Annotated in this window: 15 protein-coding genes; 3 read left to right on the forward strand and 12 right to left on the reverse strand. The window is 36.6% G+C overall.

Annotated elements, in window-relative coordinates; genetic code table 11:
- Positions 1–79: 79 nt before the first annotated feature.
- Both G508_RS0101735 and arsC read right to left on the reverse strand, forming a co-directional pair.
- Positions 80–2,497: an outer membrane beta-barrel family protein gene (locus G508_RS0101735; protein WP_026703707.1), complete on the reverse strand. Its 2,418-nt coding sequence runs from the start codon at positions 2,495–2,497 to the stop codon at positions 80–82.
- A gap of 97 nt (positions 2,498–2,594) precedes the next feature.
- Positions 2,595–2,936, reverse strand: coding sequence for an arsenate reductase (glutaredoxin) (gene arsC, locus G508_RS0101740; RefSeq protein WP_026703708.1), 342 nt, complete (start codon positions 2,934–2,936; stop codon positions 2,595–2,597).
- Positions 2,937–3,037: 101 nt separating this feature from the next.
- Between arsC and G508_RS0101745 the strand changes: the two genes are divergently transcribed.
- Both G508_RS0101745 and G508_RS0101750 read left to right on the forward strand, forming a co-directional pair.
- The gene (locus tag G508_RS0101745) at positions 3,038–3,955 is read left to right on the forward strand and encodes a CPBP family intramembrane glutamic endopeptidase (RefSeq protein WP_026703709.1); all 918 of its coding nucleotides are present in this window, start codon (positions 3,038–3,040) and stop codon (positions 3,953–3,955) included.
- Positions 3,956–3,957: 2 nt separating this feature from the next.
- Complete coding sequence (locus G508_RS0101750; RefSeq protein WP_026703710.1) at positions 3,958–4,998, forward strand: AMP-binding protein; 1,041 nt, start codon at positions 3,958–3,960, stop codon at positions 4,996–4,998.
- 84 nt (positions 4,999–5,082) lie between these two features.
- Here the strand turns inward: G508_RS0101750 and G508_RS0101755 are convergent, their stop codons facing one another.
- The gene (locus G508_RS0101755) at positions 5,083–6,351 is read right to left on the reverse strand and encodes an OmpA family protein (RefSeq protein WP_026703711.1); all 1,269 of its coding nucleotides are present in this window, start codon (positions 6,349–6,351) and stop codon (positions 5,083–5,085) included.
- A 270-nt stretch (positions 6,352–6,621) separates the two neighbouring features.
- On the opposite strand from G508_RS0101755, the gene G508_RS0101760 reads away from it, so the two are divergent.
- On the forward strand, positions 6,622–7,020 hold the full coding sequence (locus G508_RS0101760; protein ID WP_026703712.1) for an acyl-CoA thioesterase: 399 nt from the start codon (positions 6,622–6,624) through the stop codon (positions 7,018–7,020).
- A gap of 63 nt (positions 7,021–7,083) precedes the next feature.
- On the opposite strand, the gene G508_RS0101765 is transcribed toward G508_RS0101760, so the two are convergent.
- The 9 genes from G508_RS0101765 to pgi form a co-directional block, all read right to left on the reverse strand.
- Positions 7,084–8,481 carry an efflux transporter outer membrane subunit gene (locus G508_RS0101765; protein WP_026703713.1) on the reverse strand — a complete coding sequence of 466 codons (1,398 nt, stop codon included), beginning with the start codon at positions 8,479–8,481 and terminating at the stop codon, positions 7,084–7,086.
- A gap of 11 nt (positions 8,482–8,492) precedes the next feature.
- Positions 8,493–11,636 carry an efflux RND transporter permease subunit gene (locus G508_RS0101770; protein WP_026703714.1) on the reverse strand — a complete coding sequence of 1,048 codons (3,144 nt, stop codon included), beginning with the start codon at positions 11,634–11,636 and terminating at the stop codon, positions 8,493–8,495.
- A gap of 5 nt (positions 11,637–11,641) precedes the next feature.
- On the reverse strand, positions 11,642–12,796 hold the full coding sequence (locus G508_RS18395) for an efflux RND transporter periplasmic adaptor subunit (RefSeq protein ID WP_084625899.1): 1,155 nt from the start codon (positions 12,794–12,796) through the stop codon (positions 11,642–11,644).
- A 19-nt stretch (positions 12,797–12,815) separates the two neighbouring features.
- Positions 12,816–13,307, reverse strand: a complete 492-nt coding sequence (locus G508_RS0101780) for a GbsR/MarR family transcriptional regulator (RefSeq protein WP_026703715.1) — start codon at positions 13,305–13,307, stop codon at positions 12,816–12,818.
- A 132-nt stretch (positions 13,308–13,439) separates the two neighbouring features.
- Positions 13,440–13,829: a septal ring lytic transglycosylase RlpA family protein gene (locus tag G508_RS19945; protein ID WP_026703716.1), complete on the reverse strand. Its 390-nt coding sequence runs from the start codon at positions 13,827–13,829 to the stop codon at positions 13,440–13,442.
- 15 nt (positions 13,830–13,844) lie between these two features.
- Complete coding sequence (locus tag G508_RS19950; protein WP_026703717.1) at positions 13,845–14,315, reverse strand: septal ring lytic transglycosylase RlpA family protein; 471 nt, start codon at positions 14,313–14,315, stop codon at positions 13,845–13,847.
- Positions 14,316–14,404: 89 nt separating this feature from the next.
- Positions 14,405–14,827 carry a hypothetical protein gene (locus G508_RS0101795; RefSeq protein WP_026703718.1) on the reverse strand — a complete coding sequence of 141 codons (423 nt, stop codon included), beginning with the start codon at positions 14,825–14,827 and terminating at the stop codon, positions 14,405–14,407.
- 93 nt (positions 14,828–14,920) lie between these two features.
- Positions 14,921–17,659 (reverse strand): TonB-dependent receptor, encoded by a 2,739-nt coding sequence (locus G508_RS0101800; protein WP_026703719.1) that lies wholly within the window; start codon positions 17,657–17,659, stop codon positions 14,921–14,923.
- A gap of 423 nt (positions 17,660–18,082) precedes the next feature.
- Entirely contained in the window at positions 18,083–19,723 is a 1,641-nt protein-coding gene (gene pgi / locus G508_RS0101805; protein WP_026703720.1) for a glucose-6-phosphate isomerase, read from the reverse strand.
- Positions 19,724–19,742: the final 19 nt, after the last annotated feature.

Consider the following 19,742-nt stretch of genomic DNA (forward strand, 5'->3'; position numbering starts at 1 on the left):
TTTCAAAAACACCTAATCTGAAACATTACCCAAAAAAAAGACCACCTTTCGGTAGTCTTTTCTCCTATTGAATTTATAATTAACCTCCCATATATTCGCTGTCCTCACCACCTTGACGTGTTGGAACTCTTTCTTTTTCGTTCTTCTTTTTATTGAATCTGTAGGTGAACGAAAGGTTGATTTGACGTTCTCTCCATTGCATTTCGCTATAAGAATTTAGCACATTTGCAATGTTCGTCTCACTGATTCTTTTTCTGGAATTGAAAATATCACTCACGTTTAATGAGATGGTTGCTTGTTCTTTAAAAAGATCCTTGCTCAAAGCCGTGTTTGCTGATAAAACCCCTAGGCTTCTTCCTTGAAAATTTTCCTGTGGTGCGTTATAAGTGGCGTTCAATTGCCATTCTATTTTGTAGGGCAATGTGATTTTAGAATTCACTCTAGTGAACCATCCTGTTGCTACATTATCCAAATTGATCCCTACTTCTTCTCCCTCGAAGTTGGTATAATCATATTCGCCTACGGTTTCATTTCTAAAGAAATTGAAATTACTGTTCAATCTCCACCATTTGAAAGGATTGTAATTTAATGTAAATTCAAAACCAAAACGGTATTCTTTGGCCAAGTTGATAGGCCCGCTCAAAATCACTGGTGTTCCGTTGACAAAATCGCCTGATTCTCTTCTAACGAATTGAAAAACATCTTTCGTTTGGTTCATATAGGCCGATGTACTCAAGGTTAGTTTTTTCCATCTTTTTAAGTACCCTAAATCAAAAGCATCTGTCATGGCAGGGTCCAAGTCTGGGTTTCCTTGGAATATGTTGATATCACTGGAACGATTTTGAAACGGATTTAAGAATCGGCCTCTTGGTCGTTGAATTCTTCGGCTATAGCTTAATGAAACATTACTTTCATCCGAAAGTTCGTAGGTCAAGAAGGCACTTGGAAAAAAGTTATTGTAGTTTTTTGAATTGTAATCATTGGTTGCCAATTGGTTTACGTCAATTTTAGAATCTTCCCAACGAAGACCTAACAAATAGGAGAATTTGCTGATTTTTGAACCATATTGAGTGTATAATGCATTTACATTTTCTTTGTATTCGAAGTCATCCACAACATCCAAAATTTGAAACTTGGCATTGTTATCTGTGAAACTTCCTCTATATCCTGCTTCAAAACGACCACTTTCTTTTATAGGAAGCACATAATCGGTTTGCAATTGTGTTGTGGTTTGCTTTTGATCGTTGAAGGTTGTTTCGTTCCCGTTTGTATCATCAAAGATAATAGCGGTATCATTATCCCTATTCAAGGACACATTTGCATCAACCGTTAATTGATGTCCTTCTTTTTTAAATTTCTTAATGAAATTTGTAGCATATTCAATATTTTCTCCTTCAGTAATTTGGTTATTAGTTCGGGTTCTCGTAGAAAGTAAATTTCTATTGCTGTCATAATTTTTAAAAACTGTAACATCAGGGTTTTCTCCCGAATCATTTCTAAAAGAGAAGATGTGAGTCCAAGTTGTAGAGTCGTCTAAAAACCAGTCGATACCGAAATTACTATTGTATCCGTCTCTTGTTCGTTCGTTATTTCTTCGTTCGTCAATAAATTTAAAAGGCGAATCTGGATCCACATATTCTGTATTGGTCATCGAGTTTCCAGGACTTGTTCTATAATTATACCCTTGTGTTGTAAAAAGGTTGAACTGTTCGGTTTTATAGTTGATGTTTCCCGTAATTCCGTAGGTTTCAGGATCTCCAACAGTTGCAGTAATCACACCATTGATTCCTTGATTTTTACCTTTTTTAAGCAAGATATTGATGATACCGCCTCCACCTTCTGCATCATATCGAGCAGATGGATTGGTGATAATCTCTACTTTATCAATTGCATCGGCTGGAATTTGGCGTAAAGCTTCGGCTATATTGATGGCGTTTGAAGGCCGGCCGTCGATTAAAATCCTTACACTTTCATTTCCACGAAGGCTCACCGTTCCATCAGAATCAACCGAAACAGAAGGCACATTATCTAGCACGTCGCTCACAGAGCCTCCTTTAACAATCATGTCCTGACCCACATTATAAACCTTTTTATCGAGTTTTAGACTCACAGACGAAACTTCCTGACGTACCTCAACGGCATTTAACAGGGTAGCATCTTCTGCCAAGGCAAAACTACCTAGATTTGTATTTTCTAGAATACTTCGTTGCTTGATTTCTATCGGCTTGAAGGAAATGAATTCGACCTTAACGTCATAAACACCTGCATTGATTTCAAATTGGAATTCGCCTTTTGCATCTGTAATTCCGCCAGTAATGTCACTTGGATTTTGAGGATTTTGGAAGGTAACAGTAGTATATTCTAGGGGTTGCTTTGTGGCTTTATCAATTACTTTTCCAGTAACTTTTACTTTTTTTGCCTGGCCTCCTTGTTGCGAAAAGCCTAAAAAAGAAATCATTAAGAAAAGTAGCGTTAGGGCATGCTTGAAATTTTTCATCAATTTGGAATTTAAATTATCGAGATAAGACCACAAAAATACCTCTTGGTTTAAGCCTTAATTCACAAAGGTTTGTTAAAACATCAATTGAACTGTTCTAAATTATTGTCGTGATTGCTGTTGGTGGCCTTCCTATGATTGCTTTGTTGCCATTGATGACAATTGGTCGTTCAATTAGAATGGGATGTTGAATCATTGCATCGATAATTTCATCATCTGATAAAGGCTTATTTTTGAATTCTTCTTTCCAAATAGTTTCGTTTTGACGAACCAGTTTCAAGGGTTTAATACCTATCTTTTTGATAATTTCTTTCAATTCTTTTTTCGACGGATGGTTTTCAAGGTATTTGATGATTTCAAATTCTTTTCCAGAGGCTTCAAGAAGTGCCAAACCTTCTCTTGATTTTCCGCAACGAGGATTGTGCAAGATCTGTATCATAATAAATTTTTTTTTTTTTACAAAGTAATTGAAATCATTTGAGAAATTAGGTTAAATTCGGGGTAAGTATTTATTTCCCTACTTTTAAAAAAATCACGATTATGTTTATAGAACAAATGAACACCAAGAAGTTCAATTTTATCCTTTATCTTCCAATTCCGCTAGGTTTTTTATTATTGATGATTGTTAATTATGTGAGCAGTCAAGGTATGGATACTGAAAAAGTGATTCACGATTTGATTGCCCAAATTGGAGTTAATCTTACTTTTATTCTATTAGTTGGCCCTCTTTCGTTTGCCTGTCTGTTCTTGCTTTTTTGGGTAAAAGTGTTGCATCAGCAAAGTATCCGAAGCCTTACAACTTCACGGCAAAAGGTGGATTGGGGCAGAATTATGTTTTCATTTACTTTATGGGCTGTACTCACGATTTTGATGGTTTCGTTGGCTTATTTTGCCAACCCTGAAAATTTTCATGTCAACTTTCAAGCCGTTCCTTTCTTCACCTTTTTGATTTTGGCTATTCTCTTGATCCCCTTACAAACTAGTTTTGAAGAATATTTTTTTAGAGGTTACCTCATGCAAGGAATTGGTGTTGTAACGAAAAGCAGATTATGGCCCTTTTTGATTACATCTATACTCTTTGGCGTGATGCACATTGCGAATCCAGAAGTTGGAAAAATGGGTTATATCATTATGGTCTATTATATTGGAACTGGCTTTTTCCTTGCAATCCTTACTTTGATGGATGAAGGTCTAGAACTGGCTTTAGGCTTTCATGCTGCCAATAACTTAATAGGTGCTTTGTTGATTACCTCCGATTGGTCGGCTTTTCAAACACATTCTATATTAAAAGATCTTTCTGAACCAAGTGCTGGTTTTGATGTAATCTTGCCAGTGGTAATAATTTTTCCAATTCTTTTATTTATCTTTAGTAAAAAGTATAATTGGACCGGATGGAAAGAAAAACTTACCGGAAGAATTGCTGCAAACCCAATAAATGAACTTAATAAAATTGACTAAAAATGTATATTCCAACTTATCGTGATGTCCATAATAAATTTAAGCTCAACGGCTTTCATTTGGATCGTGACGACCTCTGCCGTGTGGCTTATAGTTTTATTAAAGAAGGCGATGCTTTCGAGAAACCTGTTGGCGATTTCCTACTGGATTGGTTTGATGACAAAGATTATATCGAGATGCAAACCTCTGGAAGTACTGGAATTCCGAAGCTTATTCGTGTAAAAAAACAAGCCATGGTAAACTCATCACTTGCAACGGGCAATTTTTTTGATATTAACCCCGGTGATAGAGTCTTGAATTGCCTTCCTGTAAAATATGTTGCAGGAAAATTGATGTTTGTGAGAAGCTTTATTCTTGGCTTGGACATGGATTTTGTAGCTCCAAGTTCGAAACCACTTAAAAACAATGATGTTGTTTATGATTTCTCGGCAATGGTTCCGCTCCAGGCTCAAAATTCATTGAATGAGCTGCACATGATTAAAAAATTGATTGTTGGTGGAGCCAAAATAAATGCTGCTTTAGAAGAAGAATTATTAAAACTTCCAACAAAATCCTTTGAAACGTATGGCATGACCGAAACGGTTTCTCATATTGCTGCAAAAAACGTAGGTGATAAAAGTTTCAAAGTTCTGCCAAATGTAACTATCGAAAAAGATGAAAGAAACTGTCTTGTAATTCACGCTCCAAACATTTCTGAAAGCCCGATTATTACGAATGACTTGGTAGAATTGATTTCGGATACCGAATTCATTTTTCTTGGCAGATTAGATAATGTCATCAACAGTGGTGGTATAAAATTTAGTCCCGAAATTATTGAAGAAAAACTGATCAAGCTCATTGATAGAAGATTTTTTGTAATTGGACTTCCCGATGCTGATTTGGGTGAGAAATTAGTGCTTGTTATAGAAGGAGAAGAACATGGCTTACAACCGAATCTTTTCGATAAATTAGACAAATATGAAAAGCCTAAAGAGATTTTATTTGTTCCTAAATTTAAAGAAACAGGTAATGGAAAAATTATTAGGAGAGATTCATTAGCATAAACATTTTTTATTACATCATATTAAAAACAAAAAGCCCTGATTTCTCAGGGCTTTTTCTATATTCAGTATTCTCTTGATCAAAAATTATTTGATTTTGAAAGTAACTCTTCTTACGATTTGACGCGCTTGCTTAGAATCTTTGTTTACAGAAGTATCTTCTCCGTTAGCAACAACATTCAATCTTGAAGCACTGATTCCAGCATCAACCAAAATTTGTTTCACGTTGTTAGCTCTTTCTTGAGATAAATTCTTGTTGTAATCAGCATTTCCAATTTCGTCAGCATAACCTACTACATCAGCAGAAGCAGATGGATTAGCTTTCAAATATTTCACTAGGAAGTTAATTCCTGAAGCAGAGTCAGTTGTTGGTTGCGTTTTGTTGAAATCGAAGTATACATTAACATAACCATCGTTGATCATACTCTTAACATCCATTCCTGACGTAGAAGAATTTCCTTTATCTCCGTATTTAGTTTCGAAATAGTTTTCCAATTCGTCAGCAACACCATTGTTGTTTCTGTCAATTGTTCTACCTTTAGTATCAACTGCTACACCCGCCATAGAATTTGGCTCTGCATCAAACATATCTGGAACACCGTCTGCATCAGAATCAGTCAAACCAGTTTCGATTGTAGCGATTCTAGCTTCTAAAGCATCTATTTCTTCTTGCAAAGCTGAATCTAAACTAACCCAGTCAGCATGTTTTTCGTTACTACCAAGGTAAACTGTCAAACCAAGTGATCCTTGGAACAAAATTCCTTGGAAACCTCTACCACCTACAGGGCTAGCACCATCAAAAGTACGGTCTTGGCTAACTGTTAAAAGTGTTGTGAAATCTCCTGTTAAAGCTACTCTGTTTGAAAGTCTCAATTGTGGTGTTAAACCCACCATGAAGTTACCCATTTTATCAGTAAAATCGTGGTTATCACTCTTTAATTGTGCATAACCAAAACCTCCATGAGCTAACAATCCTACTCTTCCAGTCCAAGTTTCAAAACCTAAAACTCTACCAACATTAGCAACAAGTTGCAAATCTGTTCTGTATAAATGAGTATCAAAATCCATTGACTCATCTTTTCCAGTGAAGCTGTAATATCCAGCATCTAGTTTCAAACCAAATTTGTTGTTGAACATGTAACGAACACCAAAATCAGCATTCCATGGGCTTGGAGTTGATTGAAAATAACCTGAAGTTGCAGGTCTTTGAAATTTGTTAACTCCACCATTTAATTCAATAGACCATTTGTTATAATCTGAAGCATTATTTTCAGTCGATGGTGTGGTCTCATCTGTTTGTGCGAATACACCTGTCGTAAGTGCAAAAGCGCTAAGGGTAAGTAAAATCTTTTTCATCCTAGTTTTAATTTTTTAGTTTTAATTTTGTACAAAGATAAGTCAATTTTAATAACTAGAAAAGCCTTTTTAACAAAATTTTTAACAATATCGTTTTAATTATTACGAATTATTCAAAACAATAGCATTATTTTTTATTGATTTCACAACCTATGCAAGCATAATAAATAAAATCCTCAAGCCTTCTATTTTAAAAATTATCATATTCTTAATAAGACAAATGTATAGGGATTTTATTAAATTGTACTTTTACAATTTAAGGAAAACATTATGAGATTTCACACTAGAAAATGGGTTAAACCAGAAGATTTAAACCCAAACGGCACATTATTCGGGGGGAAATTACTAGCTTGGATTGATGAAGAGCTAGCTTTATACTCCATTATTCAGCTAGAGAATTCGAGGATTGTAACCAAACATATGTCTGAAATCAACTTTAGGAGTTCAGCGAAACAGGGTGATATTATTGAAATTGGTATCGATGTTGTAAAGTTTGGAAATACATCCATTACATTAAAATGCGAAGTACGAAACATTATGACTTGGGATACCATTATTACAATCGATACTATTACTATGGTAAGTTTAGATGACGAAGGAAAACCAAAATCCCATGGGAAAACCACTATTGAGTTTATTAAAGATCGAAAAAGTAATTTTTCATCATAAAAAAACCACTCAATACATTATATATCGAGTGGTTTAGGAACAAATAAAACCAAAATTAAAATCTTACCATCCGCCACCTAAGGCTTTGTAAAGCATGATAACGGCATTATATTGTTTGTATTGATTGTCGATCAAATTCAATTCCGTATTCAAGGCTTGATCTTTTGCCGTTAATACTTCCAAGTAATTCACCAAACCATAGGTTAGCAATTCATCTGAATAATCGGCTGCTTTTTTCAAGGCATCCACTTGTTGTGTTCGGATTTTTAATTTCGCACTTTCGTTTGAATACTGTTGCAAAGCATCCGAAACTTCTTTTCCAGCCGTCAATAAAGATTGCTCAAATTGAAGATAGGCTTTTTGCTGGTTGGCTTTTGCGACTTCATAGCGTGTCTTGATTTGCCTTTGGTTGAAAATCGGCTGTGTCAGCCCTGTAACAATATTGGCAAATAATGAATTCGCACTGAACCATTCTTTTAATTCAACCGTTTGAAGACCGCCTGTTGCCGTAACTTTCAACGAAGGATAAAAACTACTTTTTGCCACATTGGTCATTTCAAAATTGCTGATCAAATTGTATTCTGCAGCCAAAACATCGGGTCTTTTGCTCAATGCCATTGCTGGAATTCCAAGGTTGATATCAGCCGTTACTTTCTGATTCTCGAAAGTGCTTCTCTCTATTTTTCGTGGTGCCTCGCCCAAAAGGATGCTCATCGTGTTTTCAAGAATGATGATGCTGTTTTTCAAATCTTCCTTGATGATTTGTGTGGCATACAATTGTGCTTCTGTTTGCTTAACGCCAACTTCGTTCACATTTCCAGCATCTTTCAACGCTATGATGGTTTCTATACTTTGATTTCTGTTTACCAAAGTAGAATCTACCACCTTTAGTTGAGCATCCAAAGCCATCAATTGAAAATAAGTCGATGCAATATTGGAAATCAATTGTGTTTGAACGGCTTGTTGAGCTGCAATTGTTTGCAAGTAACTCGCATTCGTAGCTCTTTTATTACTTCTGATCTTACCCCAGATATCGGCTTCCCACGAAAGATTTCCAGTTATTTGGTACTGATCAACGTTTCTGTCTTCTAGTATTCTTCCAAATTGACTGTTTCTTGATAAAATTTGATGGGTCCAATCGGCACCTAAACTCAACGTCGGGAAATAACCCGCCTTTCCTTGTTTCATATTGGCATTTGCCGCATCAATGGTTTGCATTGCAATTCTAATATCTAAATTGTTTTGCAATCCTTTTTTGATATGACCTTGCAAAATCGGGTCGGTAAACAACTTATCCCACGATAGATTTCCCAAAGAAGTACTATCCGTCAAGGTTTGTTCCGTTCTGTAAAGATTATCCGTTTTCACCTCTGGTCGTTTATAATCCTTAGCCACGAAACACGAATGCATCATACCAGCGACCAAAACGACTGTTACTATTTTATATATCTTATTATTCATTTTTCTTAAAATTATAATGTTTCAGGGTCTGTTTCTGTTGGCTTTCCTGATATTCTTTCTTGCAATCCTTGGAAGATTACAAACAGAATTGGAATTACAAAAACTCCAAAAATAGTTCCTATCAACATTCCTCCAACAGCTCCCATACCGATAGAACGGTTTCCAACGGCTCCAACTCCAGAAGCCAACGCCAAAGGCAATAATCCGAAGATAAAAGCCAACGAGGTCATCAAAATTGGTCGCAAACGTGCTTTTGCTCCTTCAATTGCTGCAGGAAGCAACTCCATTCCGTGTCGTCTTCTCTGTATTGCAAACTCGACAATAAGAATGGCATTTTTCGCCAGTAGTCCTATCAACATTATCAGGGCAACCTGGAAATAAATATTATTTTCTAGTCCGGCTAATTTTACGAAGCCAATAGCTCCAGCTATTCCGACAGGCAAGGAAAGTAATACTGCCAAAGGAACCAAATAGCTTTCATATTGAGCACTCAGCAAGAAATAAACAAAGATCAAACTCAACAAGAATACTCCAGCGGCTTGGCTTCCTGCCAAAATTTCCTCACGTGTCATTCCTGAGAATTCGTAAGAATAGGTTTTTGGCAAATGCTGTGCGGCAACTTCATCGATCGCTTTGATGGCATCTCCCGAACTGTATCCTGGTTTTGCTTTTCCATTTACGTTTACAGCTTTCAACATATTGAAACGAGCAACAGCTTCAGGACCATATATTCTTTTAAAGTCGATGAACTGGCTAATAGCAACCTGTTGACCGCTTGCATTTTTCACATAAATGTTATTGATTGATTCTTCAGTAGCCCTGTCAGAAGGTTTTGCCTGAATCATTACACGGTATTGCTTTCCGAATTTATTGAAATCCGTTGTGTACAATCCTCCATAATAACCTTGCATGGTATTGAAGATATCGGAAACAGAAACTCCTGCATCTTTCGCTCTTTCCACATTGATATCCATTTGATATTGCGGGAAAGACGGATTGAAATTCGTCATAGCATATTGAATTTCAGGACGCTTCATCAATTCACCCAAGAATTCATTACTCACTTTACTTACCGTTGCCCAATCATCATCTCCTGTATCTTGAATTTTAAACTCAAAACCATCGGCAGTACCAAAACCTTGAACACTCGGAGGTGTAAAGAACAAAGCTCTTGCATCCTTGAAATGAGCCGTTCTTCCGAACAATTCTCTCACAACTGCATCAACCGATTGGTTGGCTTCTTTTCGTTCTTTCCAGTCTTTCAATTTGATTACCGTAAAGGCATACGAACCACCGTTCACACTGTTCAGCAAACTGAAACCAACCACACTCATCCTTGCTTCCACAATATCCATTGAGGCCAAAATTGAATCCAATTCATTAACGGCCTTTTGGGTTTTCTCCAAAGTTGTTCCCGGAGGAAGTGTCAAATCGGCCATAATGATTCCCCTATCTTCATTCGGAATAAATCCTGATGGAGTGGTTTGAAACAATAAAATAGTGATTCCAGAGAAAACCAATAAAGCAACAACCGTAATCCATTTTTTTCTACCCAAAAACCCTAACGATTTTACGTAACGGTTGTTCATTCGATCAAAACTTGAATTGAAGGCGATAAAGAATCTGTCCTTGAAATTCTTCTTATGATGATCACCTTCTGCATGAGGTTTTAGGAACAAGGCACATAAGGCAGGACTTAACGTCAAGGCATTTACAGCCGAAATCAAAATCGCAATCGCCAATGTAATCGCAAATTGTTGGTAGAAAACTCCTGATGGTCCACTTAAAAAGGATACTGGAATAAATACCGCTGCCATTACCAAAGTAATCGAAATAATCGCTCCTGTAATTTCGCTCATGGCCGAAACTGTAGCTTCTTTTCCAGATTTTGCACCTTCATCGAGTTTGGCGTGAACCGCCTCGACGACCACAATTGCATCATCGACCACAATACCAATAGCAAGAATCATCGCAAATAGCGTCAACATATTGATGGAGAATCCAAACAATTGCAGGAAGAAAAATGTACCAACAATAGCAACCGGAACTGCAATAGCCGGAATCAATGTCGAACGAAAATCCTGCAAGAAAATATATACTACGATAAATACCAAGATGAAAGCTTCAAGCAAAGTCATCAATACTTTATCAATAGAAGCATCCAAGAATGTTTTCGTATTAAACGGAATCACATAATCTACACCTGCTGGAAAACTTGGTTTTGTTTCTTCCAAAATAGCCATAACTTCGGTGATGATATCTTGTGCATTCGACCCAGAAGTTTGAAAAACCCCAACCGCAACACCTTCTTCTCCCATGGCGATATTCTTGGTTCCATAATTAAAACCTCCCAATTCAACCGTAGCAACATCTTTCAGGTGAAGGAAATTTCCATTTCCTGTAGCCTTGATTACGATATTCTCATAATCGGCAATTTCAGAAAGCCTTCCTTTATATTTAATCACATATTCATAAACTCCTTCGGCATTTTCTCCAAATTTACCTGGAGCGGCTTCCACATTTTGTTCTTGCAAGGCGGCTTGGATGTCTTTTGGAGTAACACTATAGGATGCCATTTTCTCTGGATCAATCCAGATTCTCATCGAATAATCTTTGGCTCCAAAAACGTTTACCTGCCCAACACCTTTAACACGCTGTAATTTCGGAACAAGGTTAATTTTGGCATAATTCTGAATATACGTTTCATCGAAATCCTTGTTTTTAGAATACAAGGCAAAGAACATCAAAGCACTCGTCTGGCTTTTTAAAGTTGTAACCCCTGTCTGAATAACCGCTTGAGGCAATTTACTTGTAGCACGAGCCACACGGTTCTGAACGTTTACGGCAGCAATATCAGGATCAACACCTAACTCGAAATAAACCGAGATTTTTGCCGAACCGTCATTAGCAGAAGAAGAAGTCATATAGGTCATTCCTTCCACACCGTTTATTTCTTCCTCCAAAGGAATCACCACACTGTTCAATACCGTTTCGGCATTCGCTCCTGTATAAGTCGCATTTACCTGAACAGTTGGTGGTGCGATTTCAGGATATTGTTCTATCGGTAACGACATCAATCCTAAAATTCCCAAAATGGTGATTAGGATGGAGATTACCGTTGAAAGAACGGGTCTTTCTATAAAAGTTTTTAACATCTGGATTATTTTTTAGCTGGGGTATTGTTTGTTTTTACTGTATCTTTTGCTACCGCTGGAGTTTCTACCGCAGCTGGAGTTTCAGTTTTTGCAGGTTGAGGAACAATTTCGGTATCATCTTTCAATTTTGATGCACCTTCAACTACCACAACATCACCTTCGGATAAACCTGAAGTTACGATATAGTTTAATTCTGAAGTTCCGCTAACTTCGATGATTTTTGATTTCACTTTGTTTCCTTCTCCTACCACATAAATCATCTTTTTTCCTTGCACTTCAAAAACGGCGTTTTGAGGAACCAACATCACATCTTTTTGTTCAATTGGCAAACGGATCACTCCACTGCTTCCGCTTCGCAAAAGGCCTTCTGGGTTTTTGAATTCAGCCCTGAATTGTGTAGTTCCCGTTTGAGGATTTACTAGACCGTTCATTGTAGCGATTCTTCCTTTTTGATCATATTCTGAACCATCCACCAAAAGCAATGAAACTTCTGGAGCCGCTTTCAATTTTTCGGCAGTTGTAGCTCCTTTGAATGTTTTGTTGAAGAAAAGCAATTGTTTTTCGTTCATAGAAAAATAAGCACGTACAATTTTAGTATCCGAAACCGTCGTAAGCGGCATTTCGCTTGTAGCACTAACTAAGCTTCCTTCTCTAAAAGGCAAGCTTCCGATAACTCCGTTTACAGGCGAAACGATCGTTCCGTAACCGATATTGGCGGCGATACTTCCATAATTGCTTTTGGCTTGAGCCAATTTAGCTTTGGCAGTTTCAAGTTGCACATTGCTGATGATTTTTCGATCCACCAAAGGCTTCAATCGGTCCACCTCAACTTGAGCTGCCTGAACTGCCGCTTTTGCTGCCGAAGCTTCTTGGTTCAACGTTTGAGTTTCCAGCTTAAAAAGCAATTGCCCTTTTCGAACCACTTGACCTTCATCAACATAAATTTTCTGAATAAAACCGTTTACTTTGGCTCGGATTTCAACATTTTGCTGACCTTCCAAATTCGCTGTATATTCTTGATACACAACTGCATCTTGCTTCGTAATGGTTTGAACCGGGAAAGGAACTGGTCCTTGGGGTGGCATTTGTTGTTCTTCTTTTTTGCCACAAGAAGCTACAATCAGCAAGGCAAATATCGAAACTATTGAAAAATTCTTCATTTGTATAAAATTGGTTTGATTAGGATTTATTTTTATTTTCTATTTCTTTGAATCGCTCGATGGTTTTCTTTAGCAGCCCTTCAACTTCCAAAACGTGATTCTTATATTCTTTTACATTTTCGAGATTCATTCTTTCTTGTGGAGAAGAAATGGTTTTTTCTCTGTAGGAAACCATCTTATCAATTATCTTTTTCTCAAAATCTATCATCTTCAGATAATTATCGAGACGCTCGCTGAAGGGTGAAGGTTTGAAATATTTTTTCCGATCGCCTGGCAAGGTGTAGTAAGTAATCTTGCCAATCTTTAATAGAAGATTCAAACTGGTGGAAACGGAGCTTTTACTGGCTAACATTCGCTCTACTAAATCTTCAAACGTCATTCCTTTGTTGCAACTATCCACTATTAGAACTCCGAGAATTCTTGATGCCAATGGCGGAAGGTGATGCAGGGTTTCAAAATGAATTCCAAACATTTCAATCAATTCTTCTTTCTCTTTCTGTATGTCTGTCATTACTTAAAAATTTTTTGCAAAGATAAATAAGGTTCGGCTACAACCGAACTAAACGAACTTAAATTTGTGTTAATTTTTTATTATGAAATTACAAGGCATAAAAAAAGCCTGCAATGCAGACTTAAAGTATTATTATTTTATAACCTCAATACGGACCTTGAGGGTTCCATGGTTTTTATTATCAGTAATTTCCATAAAGGCTTTTTTTGAAAGGTCTATTTCGCGAGATTTTTTAAACGGCCCCCTGTCATTAATTTCTACAACAACTGATTTGTCATTTGCAAGATTTGTTACTTTTACTTTTGTACCGAAAGGCAAAGTTCTATGAGCGGCGGTTAATTTACTGTTGCTGAATTTTTCGCCACTTGCTGTTGTTCGTCCATTAAATTTATCGTGATAATAGGAAGCTTCGGCTTTTGATTTTAAAACTTTTCCTGATACATTTTTAGACGAAGAACAACTTGTGAGGAAGAGGACCAACATCAGCATCATTGAAAATAATTGTAGAACCGATTTTTTCATTTGATTGATTTTGGATTATTCGATTATTTCAATCGTAACTTTTTGAGCTCCACTATTCTTGTTTGCCGCTATTTCCATAAAAGCTTTCTTGGTCAAATCTATTTCTCTACCTTTTGTAAACGGACCTCTATCAGTAACCACAACAACGACAGATTTACCACTAATTTCGTTGGTGACTTTCAACTTGGTTCCAAAAGGAAATTTTCGATGTGCAGCTGTATATTTGTCGTTGCTAAATTTTGTTCCGCTAGCGGTTCTTCTTCCGTTGAATTTATCATGATAATAGGAAGCATGTGCATTCTTTTTGTGCAATTTGAGTTTCAAATTGCTAATCAAGCCCAAACTATCTGCAATAGCAGCATTTTTTTTGATGGTATCTTGGGTAACTTTCTTTGGATCTTGAGTACTTTTTATTTGATGAGAAAAACTACTCAAGAAAACAGTAGCACCAGCTATTAAAAGCAGTAACGATAATTTCTGTTTCATACTAAATCATATTTTTTGTGAGTAATGGCTTTACAAATACCATACCTTAAAATAAAAAAAGCTTCACAATCGAAGCTTTTGATTGGTTTTTAGAACCATAATTTCCATGGAATTCTGCTTAATATCAGCACTAAACCAAGTGTATAGAAAATGGCAAATGTTTTGAATTTTGAAGTTGAATCAGTCAGTTTCTTATGTTTAGACCATCCTATGGTGATCAAAATGATAGCGATAATATTAATAAGAGGGTGCTCTAGAGAAGTAAGTCTCAGCTCAGCATTTTTCATTTCGCCCAAAACAGCTTTTCCTAATGGGGATACAAAATACAACACCAATCCGAAAACAAATTGAATATGGGTAAAAATCAAAGCAAACAAAGCCAGTTTTCTGTCTTTTCCTGTGAATTCTTTTTTAGAAGAATAACCAATCAAGGCGTTTACAACAGCAATAAAAAGAAATAACAAAACTAGATAAGCCCAACCGGAATGTGCTTTTTGAATGAATTCGTACATGTGTTTTAATTTTTGGAAATCAAATATAGTAAATTTATGGCAAAATAAAAGCCTCACATTACTGCAAGGCTTTCTATTTTTATTGAATACAAATTAGAAATTATATCGAATTGAGGCATTCCATGTTCTACCTAAACCGAAGTATCCAAAGTTTCCATCCGCAATTCCGTTATAGACTCTACCATTTGATTGATAAGTCCCCAATGAAGGATTTGAAGAACTAATGTTATCAGTCGTTTTTGTATTACTTGTTAGTTCAGATAAATAGATTTGATTTAAAAGGTTGTTTACATTTATTCTGAAGCTAACATTATTTTGTTTGTTTTTGCCTACCAACATTTTATAGGAAATCCCAAGATCTACTAAATAATAACTTGGTAACTCTAAATTTTCTTTAGCAGCAACATTTGCATGCAATTTTTCATAATATCTCCAATCAGCATCAATTGAAAAACGAGGCAAAAACTCATATCGTGTACCTAAACCAAATGTAGTTTGAGCACCATCTCCAACTTTTCCTCCATCTAAATCGGTTTCTGTAACTTCTAACGGATTTAAATTTTCATCTCTTTTGGTACTGATTGCATTACCATCATATTCCCAGTTTCCTACAGAAGCAAAACCTTTAACATCTAAATTTGAAAGTGGTTTGAAAACAAAATCCAACTCTAAACCAGAGTGAACTTGCTTAACACCTTGGTTTTCTGTGAAAATAACATCTCCTGCTAATACCGGTGTAGTTCCAATTGTTCCGTCAGCCGCTTGAACCCCTGAAGTTGTCACCACTCTATCTTCCCAAGTGGTTCTATAAGCATTTAAGCTTGCAGTAAACATTCTTGATTTAAAGCTATAACCCGCTTCAAGACCTAAAACTTTTTCGTTTTCAGTTAATGGGTTAACTTGATTTGTGAAATTCAAGTAAATATTGTCGTGATAAGGCTGACGTGAATAGTATCCTGCATTTGCATACACTGAATGCTGTTCTGCAAAAATATAAGCTGACCCTCCTTTTACATTATATCCAATGTTCGAAATTTTTTCAGAATCTTGAAACTCTTCCTGATAGTCATAATAATCGAATCGTTGGTGAGTTTGATTTGAAACTGCTCCTTGAACAAAAGCTGAAAAATTATCATTTGCATACTCTAACTGACCAAAAACACCACCATAGGAAATAGTTTCACTATAATCATAATCTATTTTTTGGTTCCCGGCTGCATTATTAAAAAAAGCATGCCAAGGATCGATATTATACGATTCTGTCACAGTATTTGATTGACTTGGCAATGTGTTTGGATTTGGAACAACATGAGTGTTGTCTCTTAAAGGTCTGCTTTCGGACCATCCTCTTAATCCCATAAAGTTTGAGATTTGACGATAATGATCACCATTATAAGTCCTTAAATCTAAACCAAAATTCAAGTTCAGGTTTTTACCTAATTCTTTTTTCAAATTGGATACAATTCCATACCACTCATGGTTATTCATAGAAGCTCTGATAGCATAGTTTGAATTTGTCCCAATTCCGTCAGCATCTGCTAGATTATTGTCATAAATTTGATCAAAATCGATATAAGTATCTTGGATTGATCCTGTTATTGGATTCAATTGTTTTACATACCTTTTGTTAGCACTGGATCCATAATTTCCAGTTCCTCCACCTCTACCCCATGAAGCATATAATACCGTAGATAAAGAGGTTGTGCTGTTGATGTTGAAATCCCAGTTCAGGTTAGCAACCGGCTTGTGATAGAAATTTACTCTTTCAGAAACATATTTCCCGTTTAAATAACCATAGTTGTTATTATACTTTCTGCCAAAGGCTAAATAATCAGAAATTCTCTTTGTGAAATTTTGGTCGTGTTCTTGTGGAGCACCTGTAATTAAAAAGTTAAAACTATGTCTGTCGTTTGGTTTGTATCCAAAAGAGATGAAATAGTTTTGACCTTCTCCTCTAGTACCTTCATTGTATCCCTCTCCTTGCCAGTGTGTCATCATTACACTAACTCCAAAACCATTTTTCATGATTCCAGTATTATAAGCCGCTGTAGTTTTTAAAAACGAATCATTACCAACACCTGTTGAAACAAATCCTCCTTCTTTTTTATCCGTTGCTTTGGTAACAAAGTTCACTGTCCCTCCCACTGAAGAAATGGCTAATTTTGATGAACCTAAACCTCTTTGTATTTGAATGAAATTTGCAATATCTGACATTCCAGACCAGTTTGACCAATACATTTTTCCGTCTTCCATTCCGTTGATAGGTTGACCGTTCAACAAGAAAGCAGTATTGTCCTGTTGAAATCCACGAACACTAATTCTAGAATCTCCAAAACCTCCAGCTTGACCAGAAACGTAAACTGATGGCGAGTTCACCATCGTTTGTGTAATATCCGATGAACCTACTTTTTCTACGATTTCAGAAGATTTAATTGTGGTTACCGCGATAGGTGTCTTCCTGTCCTTGGCTAAATCGATGATACCTTTACCAACGACAATAACTTCATCCAATTGACTTGTATCTTCCGTCAAGCGGATGGCTCCCAAATCGATTGTTTGACCATTTTTCACTGAGAAATCAATGGTTTTTGTTTCAAATCCAATGAATGTAATTACGATTTGACCAGTAGCAACTGTACTTTGCAAGCTAAATTTCCCATCCATATCAGTCGACGTACCGATTGAAGTTCCCTTTATGGTAACATTTACACCAGGAATTCCTGCATTCAATTGTTCATCAATAAGGGTTCCTGTAATTTTTCCTTGCGAAAATACTGTTGAAGCTGCCATTAATAGCAATCCTGTTAGTATCCAATTTTTAATCGTTTTCATACACTTTGTTTTAATTTTCAGCAAAATTGTAACAAGTGCAGACTATAAGAGTTAACGAATGGTTAAGAAAAAGCTAGTGCTGATTTTTTAACCTTGCCACAACTTTTTAGTTATCAAAGCTTAATGCTTTGGTAATATCAATCCCATCAGTAGTTTTTTTTTAGTTGCAAAAGAGGGTTTCGTCGTAGGATGTTTTTAGATGTAAATTCCATGAAGGTGTCGTAGCCCTACGAAAGTGTCCCGACAACTATTTTGGGCCTGTCGTACTACTACGAAAGCTTCCCGCAAAACTTTTGGGCACTTCGTAGCCCTACGAAAGCTTCCCGCAAACTGTCGGGAAACAATTGTAGGCCTACGACGGTCTCCAGAAACTGAATTGACTCCGTCGTAGGCCTACAATGGGTAGCAAATTTTGAAAAAAGACTATTTTTTCAAGAAATGCTGTAGCAAAAATGTAGTAGAACTGTCGTGTTCGTTGATATTTCCTGAATTGATTTCCGAAAGAATAGAATTAGCCAATTGCTTGCCTAGCTCCACACCCCATTGATCATAACTAAAGATGTTCCAAATTACACCCTGAACGAAAATTTTGTGTTCATATAAAGCAACGAGCGAACCTAAGGTTTCTGGCGTTAGCTTTTGAATCAATAAAGTATTCGTTGGTTTATTTCCTGTGAACACTTTAAACGGTAGTAAAAATTCGGCTTGACCGGTAGAAAAATTCAATTTCGTGAATTCGGCATTCACTTGGCTTTCGGTTTTTCCGTTTAAAAGTGCTTCGGTTTGAGCGAAAAAATTTGACATCAATTTATCGTGGTGGTTGTCATCGCCATACAAAGGTTTTACAAATCCGATGAAATCAGTCGGGATCAGTTTTGTTCCCTGGTGAATCAATTGAAAGAAGGCGTGTTGCGAGTTTGTTCCCGGCTCTCCCCAAATGATAGTTCCCGTTTGATAGTTAACTGGGTTTCCGTCACGGTCAACACTTTTTCCGTTGCTTTCCATGATGCCTTGTTGCAAATAAGGAGCAAGTTTTTGTAAATATTGGGTATAGGGAATCAAGGCTTCGCTTTCGGCACCAAAGAAATTATTGTACCAGATGCTTAGCAAAGCTAGAACGACTGGAATATTTTTATCAAAAGAAGTGGTCTTGAAATGTTCGTCCATTTCGTTGGCTCCTTTCAATAATTTATCAAAATTGTCATAACCAACGGCTAGACTTATTGATAACCCAACTGCACTCCACAGCGAAAAACGTCCTCCAACCCAGTCCCACATTGGGAAAACGTTTTCCGGATTGATACCGAATTCGGTTACGTTTTTAATATTGGTAGAAACCGCCACAAAATGCTTGGCAACATCTTCCTGCTTAGCAGATTTCAAGAACCATTTTCGGATAGTTTCAGAATTGGTAAGGGTTTCCTGAGTGGTAAATGTTTTAGAAACAATTACGAAAAGTGTTGTTTCGGGATTTAATTTCTTGATGATTTCGTTCACGTGATCACCATCAACATTGGAAACAAAATGAACGTTCAAATGATTCTTATAAAATTGCAACGCTTCCACCACCATTGCAGGACCTAAATCAGATCCGCCAATTCCAATGTTTACAACATCTGTAAATGTCTTTCCTGTGAAACCTTTTCGGTCGCCATTAACTATTTCATTTGTAAAGGTTTTGATTTTATTTTTTACTTCGTAGATTTCTGGGATTACGTTTTCGCCATCAACCTTTACTTCTGCAGTTGCTGGAGCTCTCAAGGCAGTGTGTAAAACGGCTCTGTTTTCGGTCTTGTTGATCAAGTCGCCGTCAAAATATTTGGCAATGGCTTCCTGAAGGTTTACTTCTTCGGCCAATTGTAGCAAAAGATCGACGGTTTCCTGATTGATGATATTTTTTGAATAATCTACCAAAAAATCATTCCATTGAAGGTGAAATTTTTCGGTTCGGGTTGCATCTTCCTGAAACATTTGTTTCATGGATGCGCTTTGCATTTCGGTAAAATGTTTTTGCAATTTGTTCCAAGCTGTTGTTGCTGTGGGATTTGTATTGTGTAATGCCATTATAATGTGGTATTGGGGA

The sequence above is a fragment of the Flavobacterium soli DSM 19725 genome, from assembly GCF_000422705.1.
Lineage (GTDB): Bacteria > Bacteroidota > Bacteroidia > Flavobacteriales > Flavobacteriaceae > Flavobacterium > Flavobacterium soli.

Excerpts from the sequence above, each read along its gene's own strand:
- G508_RS0101735 (WP_026703707.1), bottom strand. The coding sequence starts at position 2,497 with ATGAAAAATTTCAAGCATGCCCTAACGCTACTTTTCTTAATGATTTCT.
- arsC (WP_026703708.1), bottom strand. The coding sequence starts at position 2,936 with ATGATACAGATCTTGCACAATCCTCGTTGCGGAAAATCAAGAGAAGGT.
- G508_RS0101745 (WP_026703709.1), top strand. The coding sequence starts at position 3,038 with ATGTTTATAGAACAAATGAACACCAAGAAGTTCAATTTTATCCTTTAT.
- G508_RS0101750 (WP_026703710.1), top strand. The coding sequence starts at position 3,958 with ATGTATATTCCAACTTATCGTGATGTCCATAATAAATTTAAGCTCAAC.
- G508_RS0101755 (WP_026703711.1), bottom strand. The coding sequence starts at position 6,351 with ATGAAAAAGATTTTACTTACCCTTAGCGCTTTTGCACTTACGACAGGT.
- G508_RS0101760 (WP_026703712.1), top strand. The coding sequence starts at position 6,622 with ATGAGATTTCACACTAGAAAATGGGTTAAACCAGAAGATTTAAACCCA.
- G508_RS0101765 (WP_026703713.1), bottom strand. The coding sequence starts at position 8,481 with ATGAATAATAAGATATATAAAATAGTAACAGTCGTTTTGGTCGCTGGT.
- G508_RS0101770 (WP_026703714.1), bottom strand. The coding sequence starts at position 11,636 with ATGTTAAAAACTTTTATAGAAAGACCCGTTCTTTCAACGGTAATCTCC.
- G508_RS18395 (WP_084625899.1), bottom strand. The coding sequence starts at position 12,796 with ATGAAGAATTTTTCAATAGTTTCGATATTTGCCTTGCTGATTGTAGCT.
- G508_RS0101780 (WP_026703715.1), bottom strand. The coding sequence starts at position 13,307 with ATGACAGACATACAGAAAGAGAAAGAAGAATTGATTGAAATGTTTGGA.
- G508_RS19945 (WP_026703716.1), bottom strand. The coding sequence starts at position 13,829 with ATGAAAAAATCGGTTCTACAATTATTTTCAATGATGCTGATGTTGGTC.
- G508_RS19950 (WP_026703717.1), bottom strand. The coding sequence starts at position 14,315 with ATGAAACAGAAATTATCGTTACTGCTTTTAATAGCTGGTGCTACTGTT.
- G508_RS0101795 (WP_026703718.1), bottom strand. The coding sequence starts at position 14,827 with ATGTACGAATTCATTCAAAAAGCACATTCCGGTTGGGCTTATCTAGTT.
- G508_RS0101800 (WP_026703719.1), bottom strand. The coding sequence starts at position 17,659 with ATGAAAACGATTAAAAATTGGATACTAACAGGATTGCTATTAATGGCA.
- pgi (WP_026703720.1), bottom strand. The coding sequence starts at position 19,723 with ATGGCATTACACAATACAAATCCCACAGCAACAACAGCTTGGAACAAA.